Consider the following 20,039-nt stretch of genomic DNA (forward strand, 5'->3'; position numbering starts at 1 on the left):
TGTTAGGCCTGCCGCCAGCGTTCAATCTGAGCCATGATCAAACTCTTCAATTAAAGTTTTGTTGGTCCTAAGACCGGCTCAATGAATACTGACTTCAAAACTGCTCTTACTCGAAAGTAAAAAAGTAATTTTAAAGCTATTGTTGTTCCAACAGAACAACAATGAATTGACTGTGCCAAAATCAAGTAAACTTGATTCTGATTGGTCACTCAGTTCATTGATAAATCTTTTTTGATTATCATCAACGAGTGCCCACACAGATTGATAGGTTTATATTGTTAAAGAGCGTTCCTGTCGAACAAGACCGTTAAGTCCGCGTCGCTAGGGGTGCGAATAATACGCTTTAGCTTTTAAGAGTCAAGAGTTATTTTTAACTATCTTTCTCTTTCAACTAGTAACTCGTTTGTGAGGCTTGCCTCACTCCGTGTCAGTGAGGCGGCATTATAGGGAGGTTTTACAATGTGACAAGTTCTTTTTTAAAATCACCTTTCATTCGCTTAAAAAGCCACCAATGTCGCGTTTTATTGAATAAAACTTCAACATTTGAAGGTTATCACAGCAATTGGTTGGAAAAACACCAAGCATAAACGTAAGATTGATGTGTCTATTTTGTTAATCCTAGACATCCTTCTTCTTTTACTTGATATGTAGTATTCCAATATGAACTCTAATAAATCGATTTTACTGGTTGCATCTCTTGCAATAATAGGCGCAATCCTTTTTTCTCTGGTCGCGCTTTCTCCCGCAATTACTTTTGTTCTTGGTGTTGTCTCTTCCGCTCTTGTTTTTAAATTTTTTGGCAGCAAAACGCTAACCGATGATGAGGAGTCAAAACTCTCAACGAAAACACTGTATGTCGGTAACTTGCCATACAAAGCGAATGAAGCTCATGTTCGTGAACTTTTTGCCAAATATGGAGAGGTCTTTGCCGTACGTTTGATGAAAGATAAGCGAACGGGCAAAAGGCGTGGATTTGGCTTTGTTGTGATGGCTTCTGCAAATGTAGATGGTGCTATTTCAGCTTTGAATGAGAAAGACTATATGCAGCGTACATTAAAAGTACGTGTGGCGAATGATCCTAAACATCCTGATGACGATATGTTTGAACAGGAGTAAAACCTAAGTGAGCTAATCGGCTATTGAGCGCGCTTTCTTCCCAAGGAGGTGCGCTTGATAATATCTTGTGTTGTTTGATTTTGTATTGTGGCTCGCTTTTCACGCCCAATAGCTCTTGCACACGACGAGCAATAGCTTCTCCAGAATCAACTAGTACGACACTCTTCCCTAATACGGCTTGGATCTCTTCTTTTATTAATGGGAAGTGTGTACAGCCAAGGACCGCCACATCAATACGGTTCACCAAAGGGCTAAGAATCTCTTTTAATTCTGCAAGATCGACAGCTTTGCCCCTCAATTTTTCTTCTGCCATATCCACTAAGCGTGTTGACCCTAGCAATTCAACATTCTTGTCAGATGAGAAATCTCGAATCAAATCGTGAGTGTATTGACGAGTGATAGTCGCTGGGGTAGCAATGAGTCCCACGGCTTTATTTGCCAGTGACGAGGCCGGTTTAATCGCAGGGACAACCCCCACAACTGGTACAGCAAGACAAGAACGCAGCTTGGGTAAGACGATGGTGCTTGCGGTATTACAAGCAATAACGACCAAATCAATGCGCTCTTTCACAACGACATCGCTTACCAACCTAACCACACGCTTAATTAACACCTCTTGGTTGAGCTCTCCATAAGGATAAGCTTCATTGTCAAACAGGTAGATGTAGTTTAATTGTGGTAGTTTGGCTTGGACCTCTTGATAAACCGATAACCCACCAACACCAGAGTCAAAGATAAGCACATTAAGCTGAGACGGTTGCGACACTCTGAGCACCTTATAATGAAAACGTTCCGATCATACTCGCTCTTTATCAATTGGCAATGCTCTTGCTCGGTATCTTTGGTGACAAAAACGTTCCCCCAGTTGGAGATGCGCCAACTCTAACTCCAGTGTTCCACCCAAAAAACAGGGCGCGTCGGTGACCAGTGTATGAAACTCGCCATTTTCGCCACACGGGTCAACCTTTGCTGGTAAAGAATCAATAAACGCTCGTCCATAAGGTTGTCCACAATAGTCTGGCGTGAGGCTGTGACCATCTGTCGTCATCACCATGGTTTGGATGCCGCGATTTATGATCTCTCGCGCAAGAGCGCTACTATCTTCGCCTAACAAGGGCAACACACACTCCCAGCCAGCCGGTTCAATATAGCTTTTGCGATACTGCGCAATACCGTTACAGAACATATCGCCAAAAGCAACGGCGTCTATCTCTAATCCACTTTGTTTTAATGCGCTGATGATGGTCGATTGATAAAGCTCGTTACTTGGAAATACGGCAGGCAGCTCTATTTTGACAACGGGTAATTTTAAAAGTCGTGCTTGTAGCTCAATTACATACAAAGGGGTGGCTTGAAAGGGCACTTCATCTTCAACATAAGTGGTAAAAATGCCCACCACACAATAACGGCTATCTTCCAGTAATCGCTCTAAAGTGAGGGTTGAATCTTTTCCGCTAGACCAACTGACGATAACGTTCTTTTTCATCATCACACTCGCAAAGTAAAAACCGCCCACAGGCGGTTTCAAAAATCAGAATTGGTAAGTAGCATTTACGTAATATGTACGCTCTGGAGATGGGTATCCACCAGCTGTCTCGTACTCTTCATCAGTAAGGTTCTCGACTCGACCGTTTAAAGTAAGATTTTCATTTACGTAGTAGTTAACTGAAACATCAAACAAACTGTATGCAGCCAACTCTTCAGAGAAGTCTGGTCGCTCACCGACGTATTGGTACCCCAATGACAAATCAACATCATCGAAACTAGCTACCGCGTTATACTTATAAATCTTCTTAGCACGGCGGACTAACTGTTCACCAGATTGGTCTTTTGGATCTTGGAAGTTAGCGCTCACTTGGTGGTTAATAAAGCCTGTATCAAAACCGACAACCATTTCCACACCACGTAATTGGCTTTCACCATCAGTGTTGTAATACTTACTCGTCGCGTAATTATAATCAATTAAGTCTTCAACGTTTGTATCGTATCCAGTAATTGACCAATCAACCTCTTGGATTAAACCACTAAAAGTTAATTCAAATGAATCCGCTTTCTCGGCTTCTAGCTTGTCATTACCGTAGTAACTATATAGTTGATACAAGTTCGGAGCTTTAAACGATGTACCATAGGCAGCCTTAACCACAAGCCATTCTGCGTAACGATAACCTAACCCTGTGTTATACGTTGTTTCAGTACCAAACTGTTCATTGTCATCAGCACGAATGCTCAACTCACCAAACACTTTGTCCGCATCTGCGTTTAATGCCGTGAAGTATGCAACATTGGTTCGATCATATTCAGTATTCGATGGCTTAACGATGTAGGCCTCATCTCGCCAATCAACACCACCACTTAACGTCAGTGCTGAAGTAACTTTGTATGAGTTTACCCATTGAACATTAAGTTGCTCAAGCTCATCAGACGTAGCCGAAGAAGAGTTCTTACCTAGAGACTTTTCGTAATTCCAGTTGTCTTGGTTTTGATAATTAACTAGGAATTCAGACTTTAGCTCACTGCCATTAAATTTAACGCCAGCAGCAACAGTAGAGTTTTGTACTTCAGCTTCTTTGTAAGAGTGGACAGGGTTGCCGGTATTATAATCAACATACGAACCATCATATTGAGAGATAGTCTCGAACATTCGGAAATTCGCAAAGCCACTCCACTGTTGGTCGAAGTTATGTACGTACCCGAGCAAAGCATTACGTGATTCAAACCCATGACGGCCACCATCGTTTACTCCGGGCATTGGGTGAACGTTATAGCCCTCATCAGAATCGTAACCAACCGATGCGTTTAAATGACCGTTCTCGCCAACTTTAGTACCACTAACAAAACTTAATTCTTCATAATCACGGCTGCCTAATCCCGCACTCACTACAGTTTCTTCATTGTCAGAACTGACAACTGTAATGATATTAATCACACCACCAATCGCCTCTGAACCATACATAGCAGCACGAGCACCTCGTACATACTCTACTCGGTCAACAAATGCGATTGGCAGCTGGCTGAAATCGACACCACCTTTTGCAGCGCGAGCAAAACGAATGCCGTCAATTAAGACAAGAACCTGATCAGAGTTAGCACCTCGAACAAAGATCGAAGCTTGCTGGCCTCTACCACCATTCTGTGTAACTTGAATACCCGTTAATCGTTTGAATACATCAGTTAGTGACTTAGCTTGAATACGGGCTATATCTTGACGTGTCACAACCTCCACTTGAGCAACAACACTTTCGGTACTTTGCTCAAAACGGTTAGCCGTAACCACCATGGTTTCGTCAGCAGATGCTTCTTGGGCGTGTAAATTAGAGATAAGTGAAAGCAGCGATGTTACAGCCGCCGCTAAAAGGGATTTATTCATATTGTGATCCTAATTCGCGTAAGTCCTACCAAATCAACCAAAAGGTGGCATAGATTTGGCTGCTGGCAGGTATTCGGACTTGAGAGCTCTTGACCTACTAACCCGACTTCCCACAGCATTTTCCTGCAGTGTCATATTGGGTGTTCGTTCTCTCTTACCGCTGCGCGTCAGTTCTGGATTCACACCAGATTCCCTTTTCGGCCATCTATACCGCTAGATAGCACCAGCTGAGGGCGATACTATGGCTCTATTGATAATTTGTCTAGTACTGATTGGTGTCAGCTATTTTTGTTAGCTCGCAATTAATGACTAATTCAGGACAAAACTGGACAAGCGCGAGGGATTGAATAAAATCTGCGCTCTTTATTATTTGAATGCACCATACCCAAGCAAAGGTAATACCATGGCGACTCTTGATGTAAACCCACAACACTACCAGCAACAGTTGGCGGAAAAGACCGAGCGTCTGACCCAAATGTTCGCACAATACAACATGCCTCAGTTGGAAGTGTTTGAATCACCAGAGCAGCATTACCGTATGCGTGCAGAATTTCGAGTTTGGCACGAAGATGATGAGCTTTACTACATCATGTTCAACCAAGAAACGCGTGAAAAATACCGCGTTGACCAGTTTCCTGCGGCCAGTCGTTTAATTAATGATTTGATGCCACTTTTGGTCGATGCACTTAAAGGCAGCGACTCACTGCGCCGTAAGCTTTTCCAAGTCGATTTTCTCTCCACTCTTAGTGGTGAAGTATTGGTTTCTCTGCTTTATCATCGCCAACTCGATGAAGAATGGATAACCCAAGCAAAAGCATTAAAACAGCGTCTCAATGATGAGGGATTCAACCTCAATTTGATTGGCCGTGCACGTAAAATGAAAGTCGTGCTCGATCGAGATTTTGTGATTGAGAAGCTGAACGTACATGGTCAAAGTTACATTTATCAACAAGTGGAAAACAGCTTTACTCAGCCAAACGGTACTGTCGCACAAAAAATGTTGGAATGGGCCGTTGACTGCACGCAAGAGAGCCAAGGCGATTTATTAGAGCTCTACTGTGGGAATGGTAACTTTTCACTGGCATTGGCGAAAAATTTCGAGCGAGTGCTCGCAACCGAATTAGCCAAACCTTCTGTTGATTCCGCGCAATACAACATTGCGGCGAATAAAATAGACAATGTGCAAATCATCCGCATGTCTGCCGAAGAATTTACTCAAGCGATGGAAGGTCAACGTGAGTTTCGCCGTTTGCAACAGGCTGGAGTTGATCTCAAAAGCTATCGTTGCAACACCATTTTTGTTGACCCACCGCGCTCGGGTATGGATATCGATACCTGCAAAATGGTGCAAGGCTACGAGCGGATTGTGTATATCTCCTGCAACCCAGAAACCTTAAAAGAGAATTTAGATACTCTATGTGAAACACACAAAGTGACTCGTTTCGCTCTATTCGACCAATTCCCTTACACCCACCACATGGAAGCAGGTGTGATGCTGGAGAAGATTAAATAAGACTTTCAATCAATATTTAAATTTCGATTTAATCGGCTTTCACGCATTTATACTGACAACATTACCTATCATGCTGCTCGCTCTGACTAACGGTTTAATCAGGGCGGGCGATGCAGAGCCCATACGATAACCGTTGAGATCACCGCTTACCTTCTGCCCCCAATGCAGAATCTTTGCATACTCACCCAATTCTACAATCAGTAGAACCTGCTCACCTGTTAATTCAATCAATGGTTATCTGTCATTTTGTCTGACTTTGAAGCAGGAAATTACATCGCATCACAATGAATAGAACAAAATAATCGGTGAGCCAAACCAAATTCATGGGAACGTTTACAGATTGATTTTGATATAAACGTCAGATCCAAAGCCAATCTCATCAAGGAAAGTTCATCACTCGCCGTTAAAATTGCTTAAAAGTACATTCCAGAGAGGATGATCACACGAAAGAAGAATAAATCCGTTATTACTATGAAAATGCAAACCTCACCATGGAAACGTTTCCACATTTTATTTACACTGAGTAGCAAGCTAGGACTCAAAAAATAAAACGATTAGCTACTCTATGTATGGCACTGTTTTTGTGCCGCGTTAGCGTCGATTACCAGAGCAAAAAAGTCATCCATTACGGTATTCACTACCGTAGCGCAACACGGTTAGAAACAAAAATCAAGTAGGAAAACCATGAAGGCATTTTCAGATATTCTCCAACGACGTGACTGGGAAACCCCGCAATCAGTGAATATTCACTGCTTAAAAGCACACAGCCCACTTTCCAGTTACCGAGATATTGACCATGCCCGTGACGGCGTTTACGCCCAACGTCAATCGCTGAATGGCCAATGGAAATTCAAAGTGTTCGACTCGCCAGAACAAGTCGAAGGTGAGTTTATTCAAACCAAATTCAATGACACGAACTGGGATGAAATAACGGTCCCTTCCAACTGGCAGCTACAAGGCTACGACAAACCAATTTACACCAACGTAAAATACCCGTTTGAAGTAAACCCTCCATTCGTGCCCGCCGAAAACCCGACAGGTTGTTACCGCACTACGATTTCCCGCTCAGAAGCCGATCTTGCCAATACCCAGCGCATCATCTTCGATGGTGTGAACTCAGCATTCCACCTATGGTGCAACGGCACTTGGGTGGGATACAGCCAAGATAGCCGCTTGCCTTCCGAATTCGACTTATCACCCTACCTAGTGGCTGGCGAGAATACACTTGCCGTGATGGTGATGCGTTGGTGTGATGGCAGCTACCTAGAAGACCAAGACATGTGGTGGCTAAGTGGTATTTTCCGCGACGTAACTTTGCTTTCTAAACCGCAATACTGCATTGAAGATGTATTCGTCACGCCAGATTTGGATGCGTGTTATCGCGATGGTTCACTATCAATCGTGACGCATATTTCAGCGCCAGATTGTTACCAAGTGCAAGTGCAGCTCTTTGATGGTGAATGCGCGGTGACTGAGCCGCGAATTGATCGACCGCACAACCGCCGTATTGACGAGCGAGGCACATACGATGACGTGGTATTTCAAACATTGCATGTGCGTGAGCCAAACAAATGGAGCGCAGAAAACCCCAATCTATACCGCCTAGTCATTTCCCTATTAGATGAAAACGGCATGCATCTAGAGAGTGAAGCCTATCATGTGGGCTTTCGCAAAGTGGAAATCACTGATGGTCAGTTGAAACTCAACGGCAAGCCTTTGCTGATCCGTGGCGTTAACCGTCATGAGCATCATCCAGAGCTTGGGCATGTGATGGCAGAAGAAGACATGATCCGCGACATCTGTTTGATGAAGCAATACAATTTCAACGCGGTACGTACAGCGCACTACCCAAATCACCCTCGTTGGTACGAACTGTGTGACCAATACGGCTTGTACGTGTGCGATGAAGCGAACATCGAAACCCATGGCATGCAGCCGATGAATCGCCTTTCGAGCAATCCACAATGGACGCACGCATACATGAGCCGCTACACCCAAATGGTGATGCGCGATAAAAACCATCCTTCTATCATCATCTGGTCTTTGGGTAACGAGTCTGGCCACGGCAGCAACCACAATGCGATGTACGCTTGGTCGAAAAACTACGATCCGTCGCGCCCTGTTCAATATGAAGGTGGCGGTGCCAATACCGCTGCAACCGACATCATTGCGCCTATGTACGCCCGTGTGAATACAACGATTGCAGATGAAGCAGTACCAAAATGGCCAATCAAAAAATGGATTTCTCTACCCAACGAAACTCGCCCACTGATCTTATGTGAATACGCCCACGCAATGGGTAACAGTTTGGGGAGTTTTAATGAATATTGGGATGCATTCCGCGAGTTTCCTCGCCTTCAAGGCGGCTTTATCTGGGATTGGGTAGACCAAGGCTTGAGCCAATGGGACGAGAACGGCCAACACTTCTGGGCTTACGGTGGCGATTTTGGCGATAAAATCAATGACCGCCAGTTCTGCATTAACGGGTTGATCTTCCCAGATCGCACTGTGCATCCAACATTGGAAGAAGCCAAATACTGCCAGCGTATGATTCGCGTGTCACTGCAAGAACAAGTGAAAGGATTCTGTCATCTATTAGTAACTAACGAAAACCTATTTCGTGCAACGGACAACGAGCAATTGAACTGGTCACTTTTGGAAGATGGCAAATTGGTTCAATCTGGCTCAGTGGTGCTAAACATCAAAGCCGATAGCCAAGCAACCGTAGAGATTGCTTTTGAATTTACACCTAAAGCAGAAGCGCGATACCACTTGAATACTGACATCACCTTAGTGGCTGAAACACTTTGGGCACCCGCGGGACATGTGAGCGCTTCTGAGCAATTTGCGCTACGCAATACCTCAGGTCTCGCCATGCCTAAATTGGAAACGCAACCAGCCCCAGCGATAAGCCAGCAAAAAGGCATGATCGTAGTCACCAGCCTAGATGAGAAACATCAATGGTGCTGGGATAGTCAAACAGGCTTGATGATTGATTGGCAAGTCGATGGCAAAGCGCAAATGCTGGCGGCACCGCAAGATAACTTCTTCCGTGCGCCACTGGATAACGATATTGGTGTGAGTGAAGTGGATAACGTAGATCCAAACGCTTGGGTATGTCGTTGGGATATGGCTGGTATTGGCCAATGGAAACGCGAATGTGTCAGTTGCCATAGCGACATGTTGGCGCATGCCGTGCAAGTAACATCAACTTTCGCTTACCAATTCAACGGTGCCGTGCAAGCCATCACCACTTGGACGCATACGCTGAAAAACAGTGGAGAAATGCAGTTGGCCGTTGATGTGACACTTGCCGATGATCTGCCACCCATGCCACGTATCGGCTTGGAGCTGCAATTGCCATTGCATGAGCAGGGTACACCAATCACTTGGCAAGGTTTAGGTCCGTTTGAGAACTACCCAGACCGCCTATCTGGAGCACGTTTTGGCTTGCACACGCAAACGCTAGAAGAGATGCACACTCCGTACATTTTCCCAACAGACAGTGGATTACGTTGTGGTACTCAATGGCTGCAAGTGAACGAACTGGCGATATCTGGCGATTTCCAATTTAGTGTCAGTCAATATGCTCAACAGACGCTGGCAAAAGCAAAACACACCTGTGATTTAATGGCAGAAAAAACCATTTATGTGCGCCTAGACCATCAGCACATGGGCGTGGGTGGTGATGATTCTTGGAGCCCTAGTGTGCACAAAGAATTCCAGCTAACTGGCAATAATTACGTTTACCGAATATCGTTCAAGCCAATTTTGCATCGTATTTAAAAACGCACCGATAATGGCTATCGCCACTTACAACGATTACGCGGCAGCGGGATGCATGACGCTACGACAAGAAAACGGCGTCCACATCCCTGTGATATGTCTTTGATAGGCTTGGATGACGGTCACATCGCACGCTATATCTACCCAGCCATTGACGACTTAGTCGGCGTGATGGCGACCAAGAAAACCCAATTTTCTTCCAACCCAGAGTAGTAACAACAGCAGTACGAGAATGGCGAAAAAGTTAGAACCAGAATCTGGATATTGTGCTTTGATAAATGCCGAATGACCAAAAGCACCGACAAAGAAACAGGCAAGCGCTACCAATGGAAGATCTTCCGCCACCGGATGGCGCAAATATTCTTGATACAACGCCTGCACAGAAAGCACTAATGCAATCAATGGGAAAATGGAGAACGGAACTTGGCTAATGGTTACCCAAGACAACAAAGCATCGCCGCACATACCTGCGATGAGCGCTAGCACAAGTGTTTTTCTTTCCGAACCACGATGGGTTGTGTTGTTTTCATTCGACATTACTCTATCCCCCCTTTGAGCCGATTACGTTCACGTTCTTTGCGATACCAAAATGCCCCTTTGGCTAGCATTCGCAACTGCATGATCAAACGTTCAGCAAGCTCATCTCGCTCACGTCGATCCAAATCTAAAGCTTCAGCACCGGAGCTGAACACTAAAATAACGGAAGCTTCAGCCTGAGTTAATGCCTCGTCACGGCCCATGCCTGTCGTCATCAAATACTCGGTAAGCTCTGCGGAAAAGTGCTGTATTTCTCGCACTACCGCGGCACGAAACTCGCAAGAAGTACCTGAGCGTTCTCGCAGTAATAAGCGAAACACATTGGGACTACTTTCAATAAATTCCATGAAGGTTTCAACCGACGTACGAATCACACTGCCCTCTTTGACAATGCGCTGCCGTGCTTGGCGCATCAATTGGCGCAGCAGTAAACCGCCTTCATCAACCATGGTTAAACCCAACTCATCCATATCTTTAAAATGTCGATAGAATGAGGTGGGCGCAATCCCCGCCTCGCGGGCCACTTCTCGTAAACTTAAGTTAGAAAAACTCCGATCGGCACTTAATTGGCTAAATGCTGCATCAATCAATGAACGACGTGTTTTTTCTTTTTGTAATGCGCGAATTCCCATCGATTTCATATTCAGTCGCTTCTCTTTTACTATCTGAGCCATACTATAACGTGATTGAGCACGTTGTCTAAGCCACAACATCGCCTCTTTGGACAAAGTGACCAATTAAACAGTCACCTAACCTAATTTCAATCACTCGCCACAGTAAGATGGGCAAAGCAATAGCATAAAGTGGCATTTTCACCTCTCGAGCGTGATCCTCTCCACTCTCTGATGGCAACATCGTTTACCGCACTGATGGATCAGTTAAAATCTCGCTACAGCAATGTTAAACAAATACAACAAGGAATAGAGTATGGCGAACCAAAACCACTTCGATGTCATCGTAATTGGTAGCGGCCCAGGCGGAGAAGGCGCCGCAATGGGTTTGACTAAAGCGGGGTTTAATGTCGCCATTATCGAAAAAGAGAGTAGTGTTGGCGGAGGTTGTACCCATTGGGGCACCATTCCCTCCAAGGCGTTACGCCATGCGGTCAGCCGCATCATCGAATTCAACAGTAACCCTCTGTTTTGTAAAAACAACACCAGCATTCATCTCACCTTCTCTGATATTTTAGGCCATGCTAAATCTGTGATTGATAAACAGACTCGCTTGCGTCAAGGCTTTTACGATCGCAATCAGTGTACGCTGATTTTTGGTAACGCTAAGTTTACCCACAAAAATACCGTGGCGGTTACGCACGCTGACGGCAGCATCGAAAAATACAGCGCCGACAAATTTGTGATTGCGACTGGCTCACGCCCTTATCAACCTGATGATGTTGATTTTACTCATGAACGAGTTTACGACAGCGATTCGATTCTCTCGCTTAAACACGATCCTCGCCACATCATCATTTATGGCGCAGGCGTCATTGGTTGCGAATACGCTTCTATTTTCCGCGGATTAGGCGTCAAAACCGACCTCATCAATACCCGTGACCGCTTGCTGTCGTTTCTGGATAACGAAACGTCTGATGCACTCTCGTACCATTTTTGGAACAGCGGCATTGTGATTCGTAATGATGAAACCCATGAAAAGATTGAAGGCACTGACGATGGTGTGATCGTTCATTTGCAATCGGGCAAAAAAATGAAAGCCGACTGTATCTTGTATGCCAATGGACGCACGGGCAACACTGACAAATTGAACCTCAAAGCGGTGGGCCTGAATGCCGACTCACGTGGCCAACTGGCCGTCAATCGTAACTATCAAACCTCGGTGGAGCACATCTACGCAGTCGGTGATGTCATTGGCTACCCAAGCCTTGCGAGCGCAGCCTATGATCAAGGTCGATTTGTCGCTCAAGCGATTGCTCATGGTCAAGCGCAAGGGCACTTAATTGATGACATTCCAACTGGGATTTACACCATTCCTGAAATCAGTTCAGTGGGTAAAACAGAGCAAGAACTCACCGCGGCCAAAATTCCGTATGAAGTTGGCCGCTCTTCGTTTAAACACCTCGCACGAGCACAAATTTCTGGCAAAGATATCGGCAGCTTGAAAATTTTGTTTCACCGAGAGACAAAAGAAATTTTAGGTATTCATGTGTTTGGAGAACGCGCGGCTGAAATCATCCATATCGGACAGGCAATTATGGAGCAAAAAGGCGAAGCCAATACCCTCGAATATTTCGTCAATACCACCTTCAATTATCCAACCATGGCCGAAGCCTACCGCGTGGCGGCGTTAAATGGCCTGAATCGATTGTTCTAATCATCGACCTAATTCTGCCTGCTAATGGAATGAAAGCCGCTAACGAGTGCGGCTTTCTTTTTGGTAACCTAGTGAGTGAAGTGCTTAGGGATAGATTCGGTGATCAAGTGAGAAAAACACCGCGTCGCCATTGTGAGATAAAGACCACACCTAAACTGATGCCGCGCATCGCCATAAAGCTAATCATCGCCATCCACAGGGCGTGATTACCCAAAGACTGAGCCAGATAGAAAACGCTGAAAAAACTGCACATCGCGACAAACATGCTGTTGCGCATCTCTTTACCTTTGGTCGCGCCAATAAAAATACCATCCAATAAAAAACACCACATCGCGGTTAACGGCATCGCCACCAGCCACGGTAGATAACGGTTAGCCGCTTGCTGAACTGCGTTAATGTCAGTGATCAGCGTGATCAACGCCGATCCCCACACCGCAAACATCACCGTTAACGCTAAACAGATTAGCGCACTCCAGAAAAAACTGCCGATCAGAGCACTTTTGAGCTGCGCCTCACTTTTTGCACCAATCGCTTTGCCAACCATGGCCTCCATCGCATAAGCGAAACCATCCATGCCATAGGAGATCATCATCAAAAAACTCATTAAGACAGCGTTAGCCGCCACAGTTTGATCGCCAAAGGCCGCCCCTTGAAAGGTCATAAAGCTGAACGCCGCCTGCAAACAGAGTGAACGCAGGAAAATATCGCGATTCAATTTCACAAAGCGGCTAAGACCTTGTGTCACTAAAACACCTAGCTGCAGTGGCGAAGGGAGTTGATGCCGCAACCAATAGCGCCAAACACACAGTAAACCAAAGCTCATGCCCGCATAATCAGCGATAACCGACGCCAGCGCAGCACCTTCCACTTTCCAGCCGAAACCCAACACAAACAGAATATCCAACGCGATGTTGGTTAAGTTAGTGATGATTACCATCCACATTGGCGCTTTGGCATTTTGCGTGGCTAACAGCCAGCCGAGCAGTACAAAGTTGGCCAATGCGGCGGGCGCGCTCCACGCTCGAATCACAAAATACTGCAACCCATATTGCTTTACTTGCTCACTGGCACTGCTGGCTGAAAAAATCGCATCGCCAATCCATCGATGCAGAATCAAAAACAACAACGCAAATACCAGTGCCATCAAGAGCCCTTGCAACAAGACTAACGCCAGTTTTTGTGGCGACTGTTCACCGTATGCTTGCGCCGCAAGGCCTGTGGTCGACATTCTTAAAAAGCCGAGTAACCAGAAAGTGACACTGACTACCGTACCGCCAAGCGCCACTCCACCTAAATACCAAGCGTGTTCCAGATGACCGATCACCGCCGCATCAACTAAACCTAACAGCGGTACAGTAATATTGGACAGCACCATAGGTATCGCCAATAGCAACACTTGTCGATGTACGGAACGGTTCGATAACGTTTGTAAAATAGATTGCAACACGTTGACCTCTCATGGGTGAGAGCAAAGTGTAGCGGAGTGATAGGAGGACGGCTAGCGGTTACTCACCAACGGACATAAACTAAAACGGGTGTTAAGCGCAGCTTGTAAACCATCACCTTACTTAACCAACGTTGCCATAATTTCCAACGGCCACAATGTTGATCAAACGGTGAAAAAGCTTTCGCCGACGAAGCCCAAGGCAAGACATTGAGTACCGCTTCGGTTGGATTAGCAAAACCATGTCCGTAATGGCCTGAGCCCATTTTCTGACCTAAAGTGGAAGCAGTTTTGTCTCCAGCCAGCATTAAACAAGCCGCCGCATTAGAAAAATGCAAACCCAATGCGCGGATAAAATAGGTGAGTTGCTGCACCGTACAATCTAATAACGCATGCTCACAAACGATTAAAACGGCTGAGGATTCCGCAATAGGCAATCCATCCAACCACTGAAGATCATCGACACTGCCACACACATGTTGATAACGCTCACTGCGATGAAACAATTTCTGCCGCCACAGCAGGTTTTCGGTGATATCGAGTTCTATCCAATGGCAACGCCCGTTGTCTACCCGATAAAAACGGGTATCTAACCCAGCACCGACATTAATGATCCATCCATCAGGGTTACGCTCAATAAACGCGCGCACTTGTTGATCGCACAATTGCGTTAAGGTGGCATGCAGCAATTGTTTTTGATCGATATCACCGCTTAAACATTCGAGGGCTAAGTGACAGCTCTGGCAGGCCTTTGCAGCGATCGGATCATACACTAACCCGTTATCAACCAAACTTTCGCGGCTACGAAACCACAGCGGTTGAACTAAATTGGTTGGAATATGATGACGTGGGGTTAGTGAATGTTTATCGGTAGGCATTACCATCTTCCTTATGTCGCAACTCGATGTAACAACAAAGAAGATGATAATGAATATCAGTTAGAATAACAAGTTATTGAGAATAGATCTCAATAATAAATCACATCCAATCGGTATTGCGAATAATGCCGACGGCCACACCTTCAATGGTGAGCTGCTGAGATTTAAGATCCACTTCAATCGGTGAGAACGCTTCATTCTCTGCGTGCAATAACACGGTAGAGCCTTTGCGTTCTAGACGTTTTACCGTCACATCATCTTCAACACGCGCCACCACCACTTGCCCATTACGCACATCTTGTGTTTTGTGCACTGCGAGTAAGTCACCGTCCATAATGCCAATATCTTTCATACTTTCGCCTTGCACACGCAGTAAGAAATCCGCTTGAGGGCGAAACATAGTGGGATCCACTTGGTAATGCGCTTCGACATGCTCTTGCGCCAAAATAGGCTCTCCCGCCGCGACTCGACCAATTAAAGGCAGGCCAAGATCTTCTGGCTCATTGGCAGCTTCAAGTAAGATACGCAACCCACGAGAGGCACCCGGAATAATTTCAATCGCTTGTTTACGAGCCAGTGCTTTTAAATGCTCTTCTGCGGCATTGGCGGAACGAAAACCCAGCTCGCGTGCGATTTCAGCGCGAGTCGGTGGCATTCCGGTTTCGTCGATCTTACTGCGGATAAGATCAAATACTTGTTGCTGGCGGGGCGTTAACGGCTTCATATCTCACCTGTCTGTTTATACAGTTAACTGTGAGTATATCCAGTAATCGAATAAATGGAAGAGCGGACGCTTATTTTTTGGCTATTTACAAAAAATGCCACAATCGACCGATAAATACCTCACCGATTCACTGAGCGTGCTCGCAAGTGATGCTGTTTTACTAAACAATAATGATTAAAAGGTTTGACCAGTTTCTGGTATCCTTGCGGCTCAAAAATAGCTAGCCGCTTCGGCGCATATCGATTTCTCTGAGTATCAACTCACAGGGAAATGGACATGCGCTTAAGCATATTGAAATATTCTTGAGGCGACGACCTTTATGTCTTCTGGACACTCATTATCTCGTTCACTACTAAAATTACCTTTGTCTGCGTTGGTCAAAGGCACGGCGATCCCTTCTAATCCAATAGAAGACCACGGCATTGATATCCACAAGCCGATTGTTTACGCCTTACCTTTTCGCTCAAGTGTTGATTTGCTCACCTTGCAAACTCACGCCAAAGAACTGGGTTTACCTGACCCGCTGCAACCACTTGAGCTAAACGGCAAAATTTTTGCCCGTTATGTTTTCATCTCGGCGCGCCCAACCTTGATGCGCAATGATCAGCACGTTCCTAGTGACTCTATCGCTCTTTTTTCTGAACTGCTTGAGCTACATAAATTTGATACGGAATTGGACGTTCAAATGATCCCAGCGACGGTGCTTTGGGGACGTAAACCAGGTAAAGAGGGGCAAGAGAAACCCTATCTCCAAGCCTTAAATGGCCCACAAAAAGCACTCGCGGTAATTTTTGCTGGACGCGATTGCATGGTGCGTTTTAGCCCAGTGGTTTCACTGCGCTATATGGCTGATTCACACGGCACCGACGAATCTATCGCGCATAAATTGGCACGAGTGGCTCGTATTCATTTCTCTCGCCAAAAGCTGGCAGCTTCTGGGCCAAATTTGCCCAATCGCCAAGCGCTGTTTAACCGCCTAATTAAATCACAAGCGATTGAAAAAGCGATTGAAGATCAAGCGAAAGCCAACAATATCTCCCTCGAAAAAGCGCGCAAAGAAGCGCATGACATCATGGATGAGATTGCCGCTGATTTCTCTTACTCCTTAATCAAGAAAGGAGAACGCATACTGGGCTGGTTATGGAACCGCATTTACCAAGGGCTTAATATAAATAATGCCGCCACCGTGCGTCGCCTTGCGCAAGATGGACACGAGATTGTCTATGTCCCTTGCCACCGCAGCCATATGGATTATCTCTTACTTTCTTATGTGCTGTATCGCGAAGGTATGGTGCCACCGCATATTGCTGCCGGAATCAACTTGAACTTTTTCCCAGCAGGTCCGATTTTCCGCCGTGGCGGCGCATTCTTCATTCGTCGCAGCTTTAAAGGCAATAAGCTCTATTCGACCATTTTCCGCGAATATCTGGCCGAGCTATTTGCCAAAGGCTATTCAGTTGAATATTTTAGCGAAGGTGGCCGTTCACGCACTGGCCGTTTACTGCCAGCGAAAACAGGCATGCTGGCGATGACCATCCAAGCCATGTTGCGCGGCCTTAACCGCCCGGTGACCCTCGTGCCGGTTTATATCGGTTATGAACACGTGATGGAAGTAAGCACTTACGCCAAAGAGCTACGCGGCAAAAGCAAAGAGAAAGAAAATGCGGGTTTAGTGCTGCGCACGATTCGCAAGCTGCGTAATTTTGGCCAAGGCTATGTCAATTTCGGCGAACCGATCCCGTTGAACCAATACCTTAACGAGCAAGTGCCAGAATGGACGCAAGATATTGACCCTATGGGTAGCACCAAGCCGCAGTGGATCAACCCTATTGTTAACCAACTGGCCACCAAGATGATGACGCACATTAACGATGCGGCGGCGGCCAATGCCTTAACTTTGTGTGCCACCGCGTTACTTGCTTCACGCCAAAGCGCACTGGCTCGTGACAATTTGGTTAAGCAAATCGACTGCTATTTATCGCTACTAAATAACGTGCGCTACTCAGCAACCTGCACTGTGCCTAAAGCCAGTGCGGAAGAACTGGTTAACCACGCACAGTCGCTCGACAAGTTTGTAATTGAATCCGATACCATGGGTGAGATTATTTCCCTTGATCGCAATCAATCGATTTTGATGACCTACTATCGCAATAACATCATTCATCTGTTTGCCATTCCCTCGCTGATTGCGCAGATGTTGATCCGCCAGCAAACGCTATCACTAGAGCAGATAACCGCCAATGTGGCACTGATTTATCCCTTCTTAAAGCAGGAGCTGTTTTTAAGCTTTGCGCAAGATGAACTCGCAGATGTAGTCAACGCTTACGTTAACGAACTGCAACGTCAACAATTAGTAACGCTAGAAGAGGGTGTCGTGGCTATTAATCAAGCCAAAACACAAGTGTTGATGCTGCTCGGTCGTACCATTTCAGAAACCCTACAACGCTACGCGATTGCTCTCAATCTACTGGTTGCCAACCCTGAAGTGGGCAAATCTGATTTAGAGCAAAAAAGCCAAGAAATTGCACAACGTCTTGGCCGTTTGCATGGCATCAATGCCCCTGAGTTTTTTGATAAAGGGGTATTCTCCGCCATGTTTGTCACGCTCAAAGAGCAGGGCTATTTGGATGTTGATGGCAATTGCCATTTAGAACCAACCGTTCAGCTAGCACGCCTACTTTACTCGATGCTCTATCCTGAAATTCGCTTAACCATTCAAGAAAGTCTCTGCCAAGCGAACTAATCGGTCGTAAGAAACAGTAAAGGCATCCCAATGGATGCCTTTACTTTATTCGTGAAGTACTTACAAAAACTAGTGAACTACTTACCAAAACGCAAAAAGCAGGCCCAACGTTAACACCATGCCAACGTGATTGTTATTGAGAAAAGCGTGGAAGCATAAATCACGATCACGATGACGAATTAAACGCTGCTGATAAACAAACAGAGCCGCTGCAGCCAATACTGACCAATAAAAACTCGCCCCTAACTGATAATAACCACCAAGTGCGATCATCAACGCCAGTACCAATAACTGTAAAATGCCGATGATGATTTTATCAAAACGACCAAATAAAATAGCGGTCGATTTGACTCCGATATTAATATCGTCATCACGATCAACCATCGCATACTGCGTATCATACGCCACAGTCCACAACGCATTGATCAAAAATAGCCCCCACATCACCGCTGGCAATTCGTTGGCTTGCGCCGCCCATGCCATCGGAATAGACCAACTAAAGGCCAGCCCTAATACCAACTGCGGAAGGTGTGTATAACGTTTCATGAACGGATAAACAAACGCTAATGCGATACCGACAAAGGAGAGCTGAACCGTGAGTGAATTCATGGTCAAAACCAGCAGGAAAGAAGTGATACCTAGCGTTAAAAACAGTGCAATCGCCTCTTTGGTTGTCACACGCCCGGCAGGCAAAGGCCGCTGTTTGGTTCGTTTAACATGTCCATCGACTCTGCGATCAGCAAAATCGTTGATCACGCAACCCGCTGAGCGCATCAACAACACCCCCAACACGAATACCAATAATACTTTAGGATCGGGGAAACCTTGCGCGGCTAAAATCAATGCCCATAAGGTTGGCCACAACAATAGCAAAGAACCAATTGGCCGATCCATGCGCATCAGTTGCCAATAAGCACGCGCCTTAACCAAAGTCATGACACTCTCTCCTTAGAGTAAATCGGTGAAAAGGGTAAAAACAGCTCCGCAACTAACATCGGTTTATTATTCATCCATAATCGTGAACGGCGTGCAAGCAACGGCCCCTCTTCCATCATTGCCCAGCCCACTTGTAGTGCGTCACGCTTAACGTGCTCAGCACGAAAAACCGTTAACCCAAGCGGAATATCACCTTGGCGCGCTAAGTCATATTGCTGACCCAGCATCGAAGATTGAGGAATTAAAGTACGGCCTAAAACCCATGGCTGTTGATCACCACGCAGCACAACCTGACGTAACAAACAGGCTTCATCAGATAACAGAGCCATCTCATCGCCCTGTAATTTTTCTGCCTCAACGAGCTTATTGTGCAGTAGTTCAACGCTCAGTTGCTGACACTGCGCCTCTAACACGCGAGATAATGATCCTTGCTCTAAAAGCCAAGACTGAGAAACCTGATCAGGAAAAGAAAAAACGTCAGGTTGTTGCCAAATTACTTCTCGCAAAGCAGACAGATAGAGCGAAATTGATTGATTCATACTAGTATTCAATTAGTGGCTTTATCAACATACAATAAAGGTCCATTTTTGGTTAACACAACCATAAAAAGCGCTCACTCACAGAATCCCTCGGTTGGAGGTTAAAAACCCGCTTGTAAAAACGGGAA

The 20,039-nt window shown here is 45.7% G+C and carries 16 protein-coding genes and 1 riboswitch; of the genes, 5 read left to right on the top strand and 11 right to left on the bottom strand.

The features are described 5' to 3' along the window. Nucleotides 1-660: 660 nt before the first annotated feature. On the top strand, nucleotides 661-1,116 hold the full coding sequence (locus AACT18_RS05905; protein ID WP_017044858.1) for an RNA recognition motif domain-containing protein: 456 nt from the start codon (nucleotides 661-663) through the stop codon (nucleotides 1,114-1,116). Here the strand turns inward: AACT18_RS05905 and murI are convergent. Genes murI through btuB form a run of 3 tightly spaced genes read right to left on the bottom strand, consistent with a single transcriptional unit; the run spans nucleotide 1,079 to nucleotide 4,483 of the window. Beyond that, entirely contained in the window at nucleotides 1,079-1,882 is an 804-nt protein-coding gene (gene murI / locus AACT18_RS05910; RefSeq protein ID WP_026028285.1) for a glutamate racemase, read from the bottom strand. The genes AACT18_RS05905 and murI overlap by 38 nt on opposite strands. Nucleotides 1,883-1,912: 30 nt before the next feature. Further along, on the bottom strand, nucleotides 1,913-2,602 hold the full coding sequence (locus AACT18_RS05915) for an ATPase (protein WP_441351397.1): 690 nt from the start codon (nucleotides 2,600-2,602) through the stop codon (nucleotides 1,913-1,915). A gap of 45 nt (nucleotides 2,603-2,647) precedes the next feature. Further along, on the bottom strand, nucleotides 2,648-4,483 hold the full coding sequence (btuB, locus tag AACT18_RS05920; RefSeq protein ID WP_094124862.1) for a TonB-dependent vitamin B12 receptor: 1,836 nt from the start codon (nucleotides 4,481-4,483) through the stop codon (nucleotides 2,648-2,650). A 47-nt stretch (nucleotides 4,484-4,530) separates the two neighbouring features. Then, nucleotides 4,531-4,726, bottom strand: a riboswitch (cobalamin riboswitch). A 160-nt stretch (nucleotides 4,727-4,886) separates the two neighbouring features. Here btuB and trmA point away from each other — a divergent pair. Next, nucleotides 4,887-5,996 (top strand): tRNA (uridine(54)-C5)-methyltransferase TrmA, encoded by a 1,110-nt coding sequence (gene trmA, locus AACT18_RS05925; protein ID WP_094124863.1) that lies wholly within the window; start codon nucleotides 4,887-4,889, stop codon nucleotides 5,994-5,996. A gap of 39 nt (nucleotides 5,997-6,035) precedes the next feature. On the opposite strand, the gene AACT18_RS05930 is transcribed toward trmA, so the two are convergent. Continuing rightward, nucleotides 6,036-6,227, bottom strand: coding sequence for a hypothetical protein (locus AACT18_RS05930; protein ID WP_094124864.1), 192 nt, complete (start codon nucleotides 6,225-6,227; stop codon nucleotides 6,036-6,038). Between the two features lie 453 nt (nucleotides 6,228-6,680). Between AACT18_RS05930 and AACT18_RS05935 the strand changes: the two genes are divergently transcribed. Further along, the gene (locus AACT18_RS05935) at nucleotides 6,681-9,782 is read left to right on the top strand and encodes a beta-galactosidase (RefSeq protein WP_094124865.1); all 3,102 of its coding nucleotides are present in this window, start codon (nucleotides 6,681-6,683) and stop codon (nucleotides 9,780-9,782) included. A 159-nt stretch (nucleotides 9,783-9,941) separates the two neighbouring features. On the opposite strand, the gene AACT18_RS05945 is transcribed toward AACT18_RS05935, so the two are convergent. Continuing rightward, a complete protein-coding gene (locus AACT18_RS05945) occupies nucleotides 9,942-10,319 on the bottom strand; it encodes a YijD family membrane protein (protein ID WP_017042075.1) in 378 nt (125 codons plus the stop codon). Next, the gene (gene fabR / locus AACT18_RS05950; protein ID WP_017048583.1) at nucleotides 10,319-10,960 is read right to left on the bottom strand and encodes an HTH-type transcriptional repressor FabR; all 642 of its coding nucleotides are present in this window, start codon (nucleotides 10,958-10,960) and stop codon (nucleotides 10,319-10,321) included. Before fabR ends, AACT18_RS05945 begins: the two co-directional genes overlap by 1 nt. A 286-nt stretch (nucleotides 10,961-11,246) precedes the next feature. Here fabR and sthA point away from each other — a divergent pair, with 286 nt between their 5' ends. Next, nucleotides 11,247-12,647, top strand: a complete 1,401-nt coding sequence (gene sthA / locus AACT18_RS05955) for a Si-specific NAD(P)(+) transhydrogenase (protein WP_017048582.1) — start codon at nucleotides 11,247-11,249, stop codon at nucleotides 12,645-12,647. 103 nt (nucleotides 12,648-12,750) lie between these two features. On the opposite strand, the gene dinF is transcribed toward sthA, so the two are convergent. The 3 genes from dinF to lexA all read right to left on the bottom strand — a co-directional run bounded on the left by dinF (nucleotide 12,751) and on the right by lexA (nucleotide 15,693). After that, nucleotides 12,751-14,094 carry an MATE family efflux transporter DinF gene (dinF, locus tag AACT18_RS05960; protein WP_094124866.1) on the bottom strand — a complete coding sequence of 448 codons (1,344 nt, stop codon included), beginning with the start codon at nucleotides 14,092-14,094 and terminating at the stop codon, nucleotides 12,751-12,753. Nucleotides 14,095-14,156: 62 nt separating this feature from the next. Further along, nucleotides 14,157-14,975 (bottom strand): class I SAM-dependent methyltransferase, encoded by an 819-nt coding sequence (locus AACT18_RS05965; RefSeq protein WP_094124867.1) that lies wholly within the window; start codon nucleotides 14,973-14,975, stop codon nucleotides 14,157-14,159. A gap of 94 nt (nucleotides 14,976-15,069) precedes the next feature. Beyond that, nucleotides 15,070-15,693 (bottom strand): transcriptional repressor LexA, encoded by a 624-nt coding sequence (lexA, locus tag AACT18_RS05970; RefSeq protein WP_010316891.1) that lies wholly within the window; start codon nucleotides 15,691-15,693, stop codon nucleotides 15,070-15,072. A 319-nt stretch (nucleotides 15,694-16,012) separates the two neighbouring features. Between lexA and plsB the strand changes: the two genes are divergently transcribed. After that, nucleotides 16,013-18,436: a glycerol-3-phosphate 1-O-acyltransferase PlsB gene (gene plsB / locus AACT18_RS05975; protein WP_094124868.1), complete on the top strand. Its 2,424-nt coding sequence runs from the start codon at nucleotides 16,013-16,015 to the stop codon at nucleotides 18,434-18,436. An 81-nt stretch (nucleotides 18,437-18,517) separates the two neighbouring features. Here the strand turns inward: plsB and ubiA are convergent, their stop codons facing one another. Both ubiA and AACT18_RS05985 read right to left on the bottom strand, forming a co-directional pair. Beyond that, nucleotides 18,518-19,372 carry a 4-hydroxybenzoate octaprenyltransferase gene (ubiA, locus tag AACT18_RS05980; RefSeq protein ID WP_094124869.1) on the bottom strand — a complete coding sequence of 285 codons (855 nt, stop codon included), beginning with the start codon at nucleotides 19,370-19,372 and terminating at the stop codon, nucleotides 18,518-18,520. Then, nucleotides 19,369-19,923: a chorismate lyase gene (locus AACT18_RS05985; protein ID WP_013855487.1), complete on the bottom strand. Its 555-nt coding sequence runs from the start codon at nucleotides 19,921-19,923 to the stop codon at nucleotides 19,369-19,371. Before AACT18_RS05985 ends, ubiA begins: the two co-directional genes overlap by 4 nt. Nucleotides 19,924-20,039 lie beyond the last annotated feature (116 nt).

Source organism: Vibrio sp. V04_P4A5T148, from assembly GCF_963875605.1.
GTDB lineage: Bacteria > Pseudomonadota > Gammaproteobacteria > Enterobacterales > Vibrionaceae > Vibrio > Vibrio anguillarum.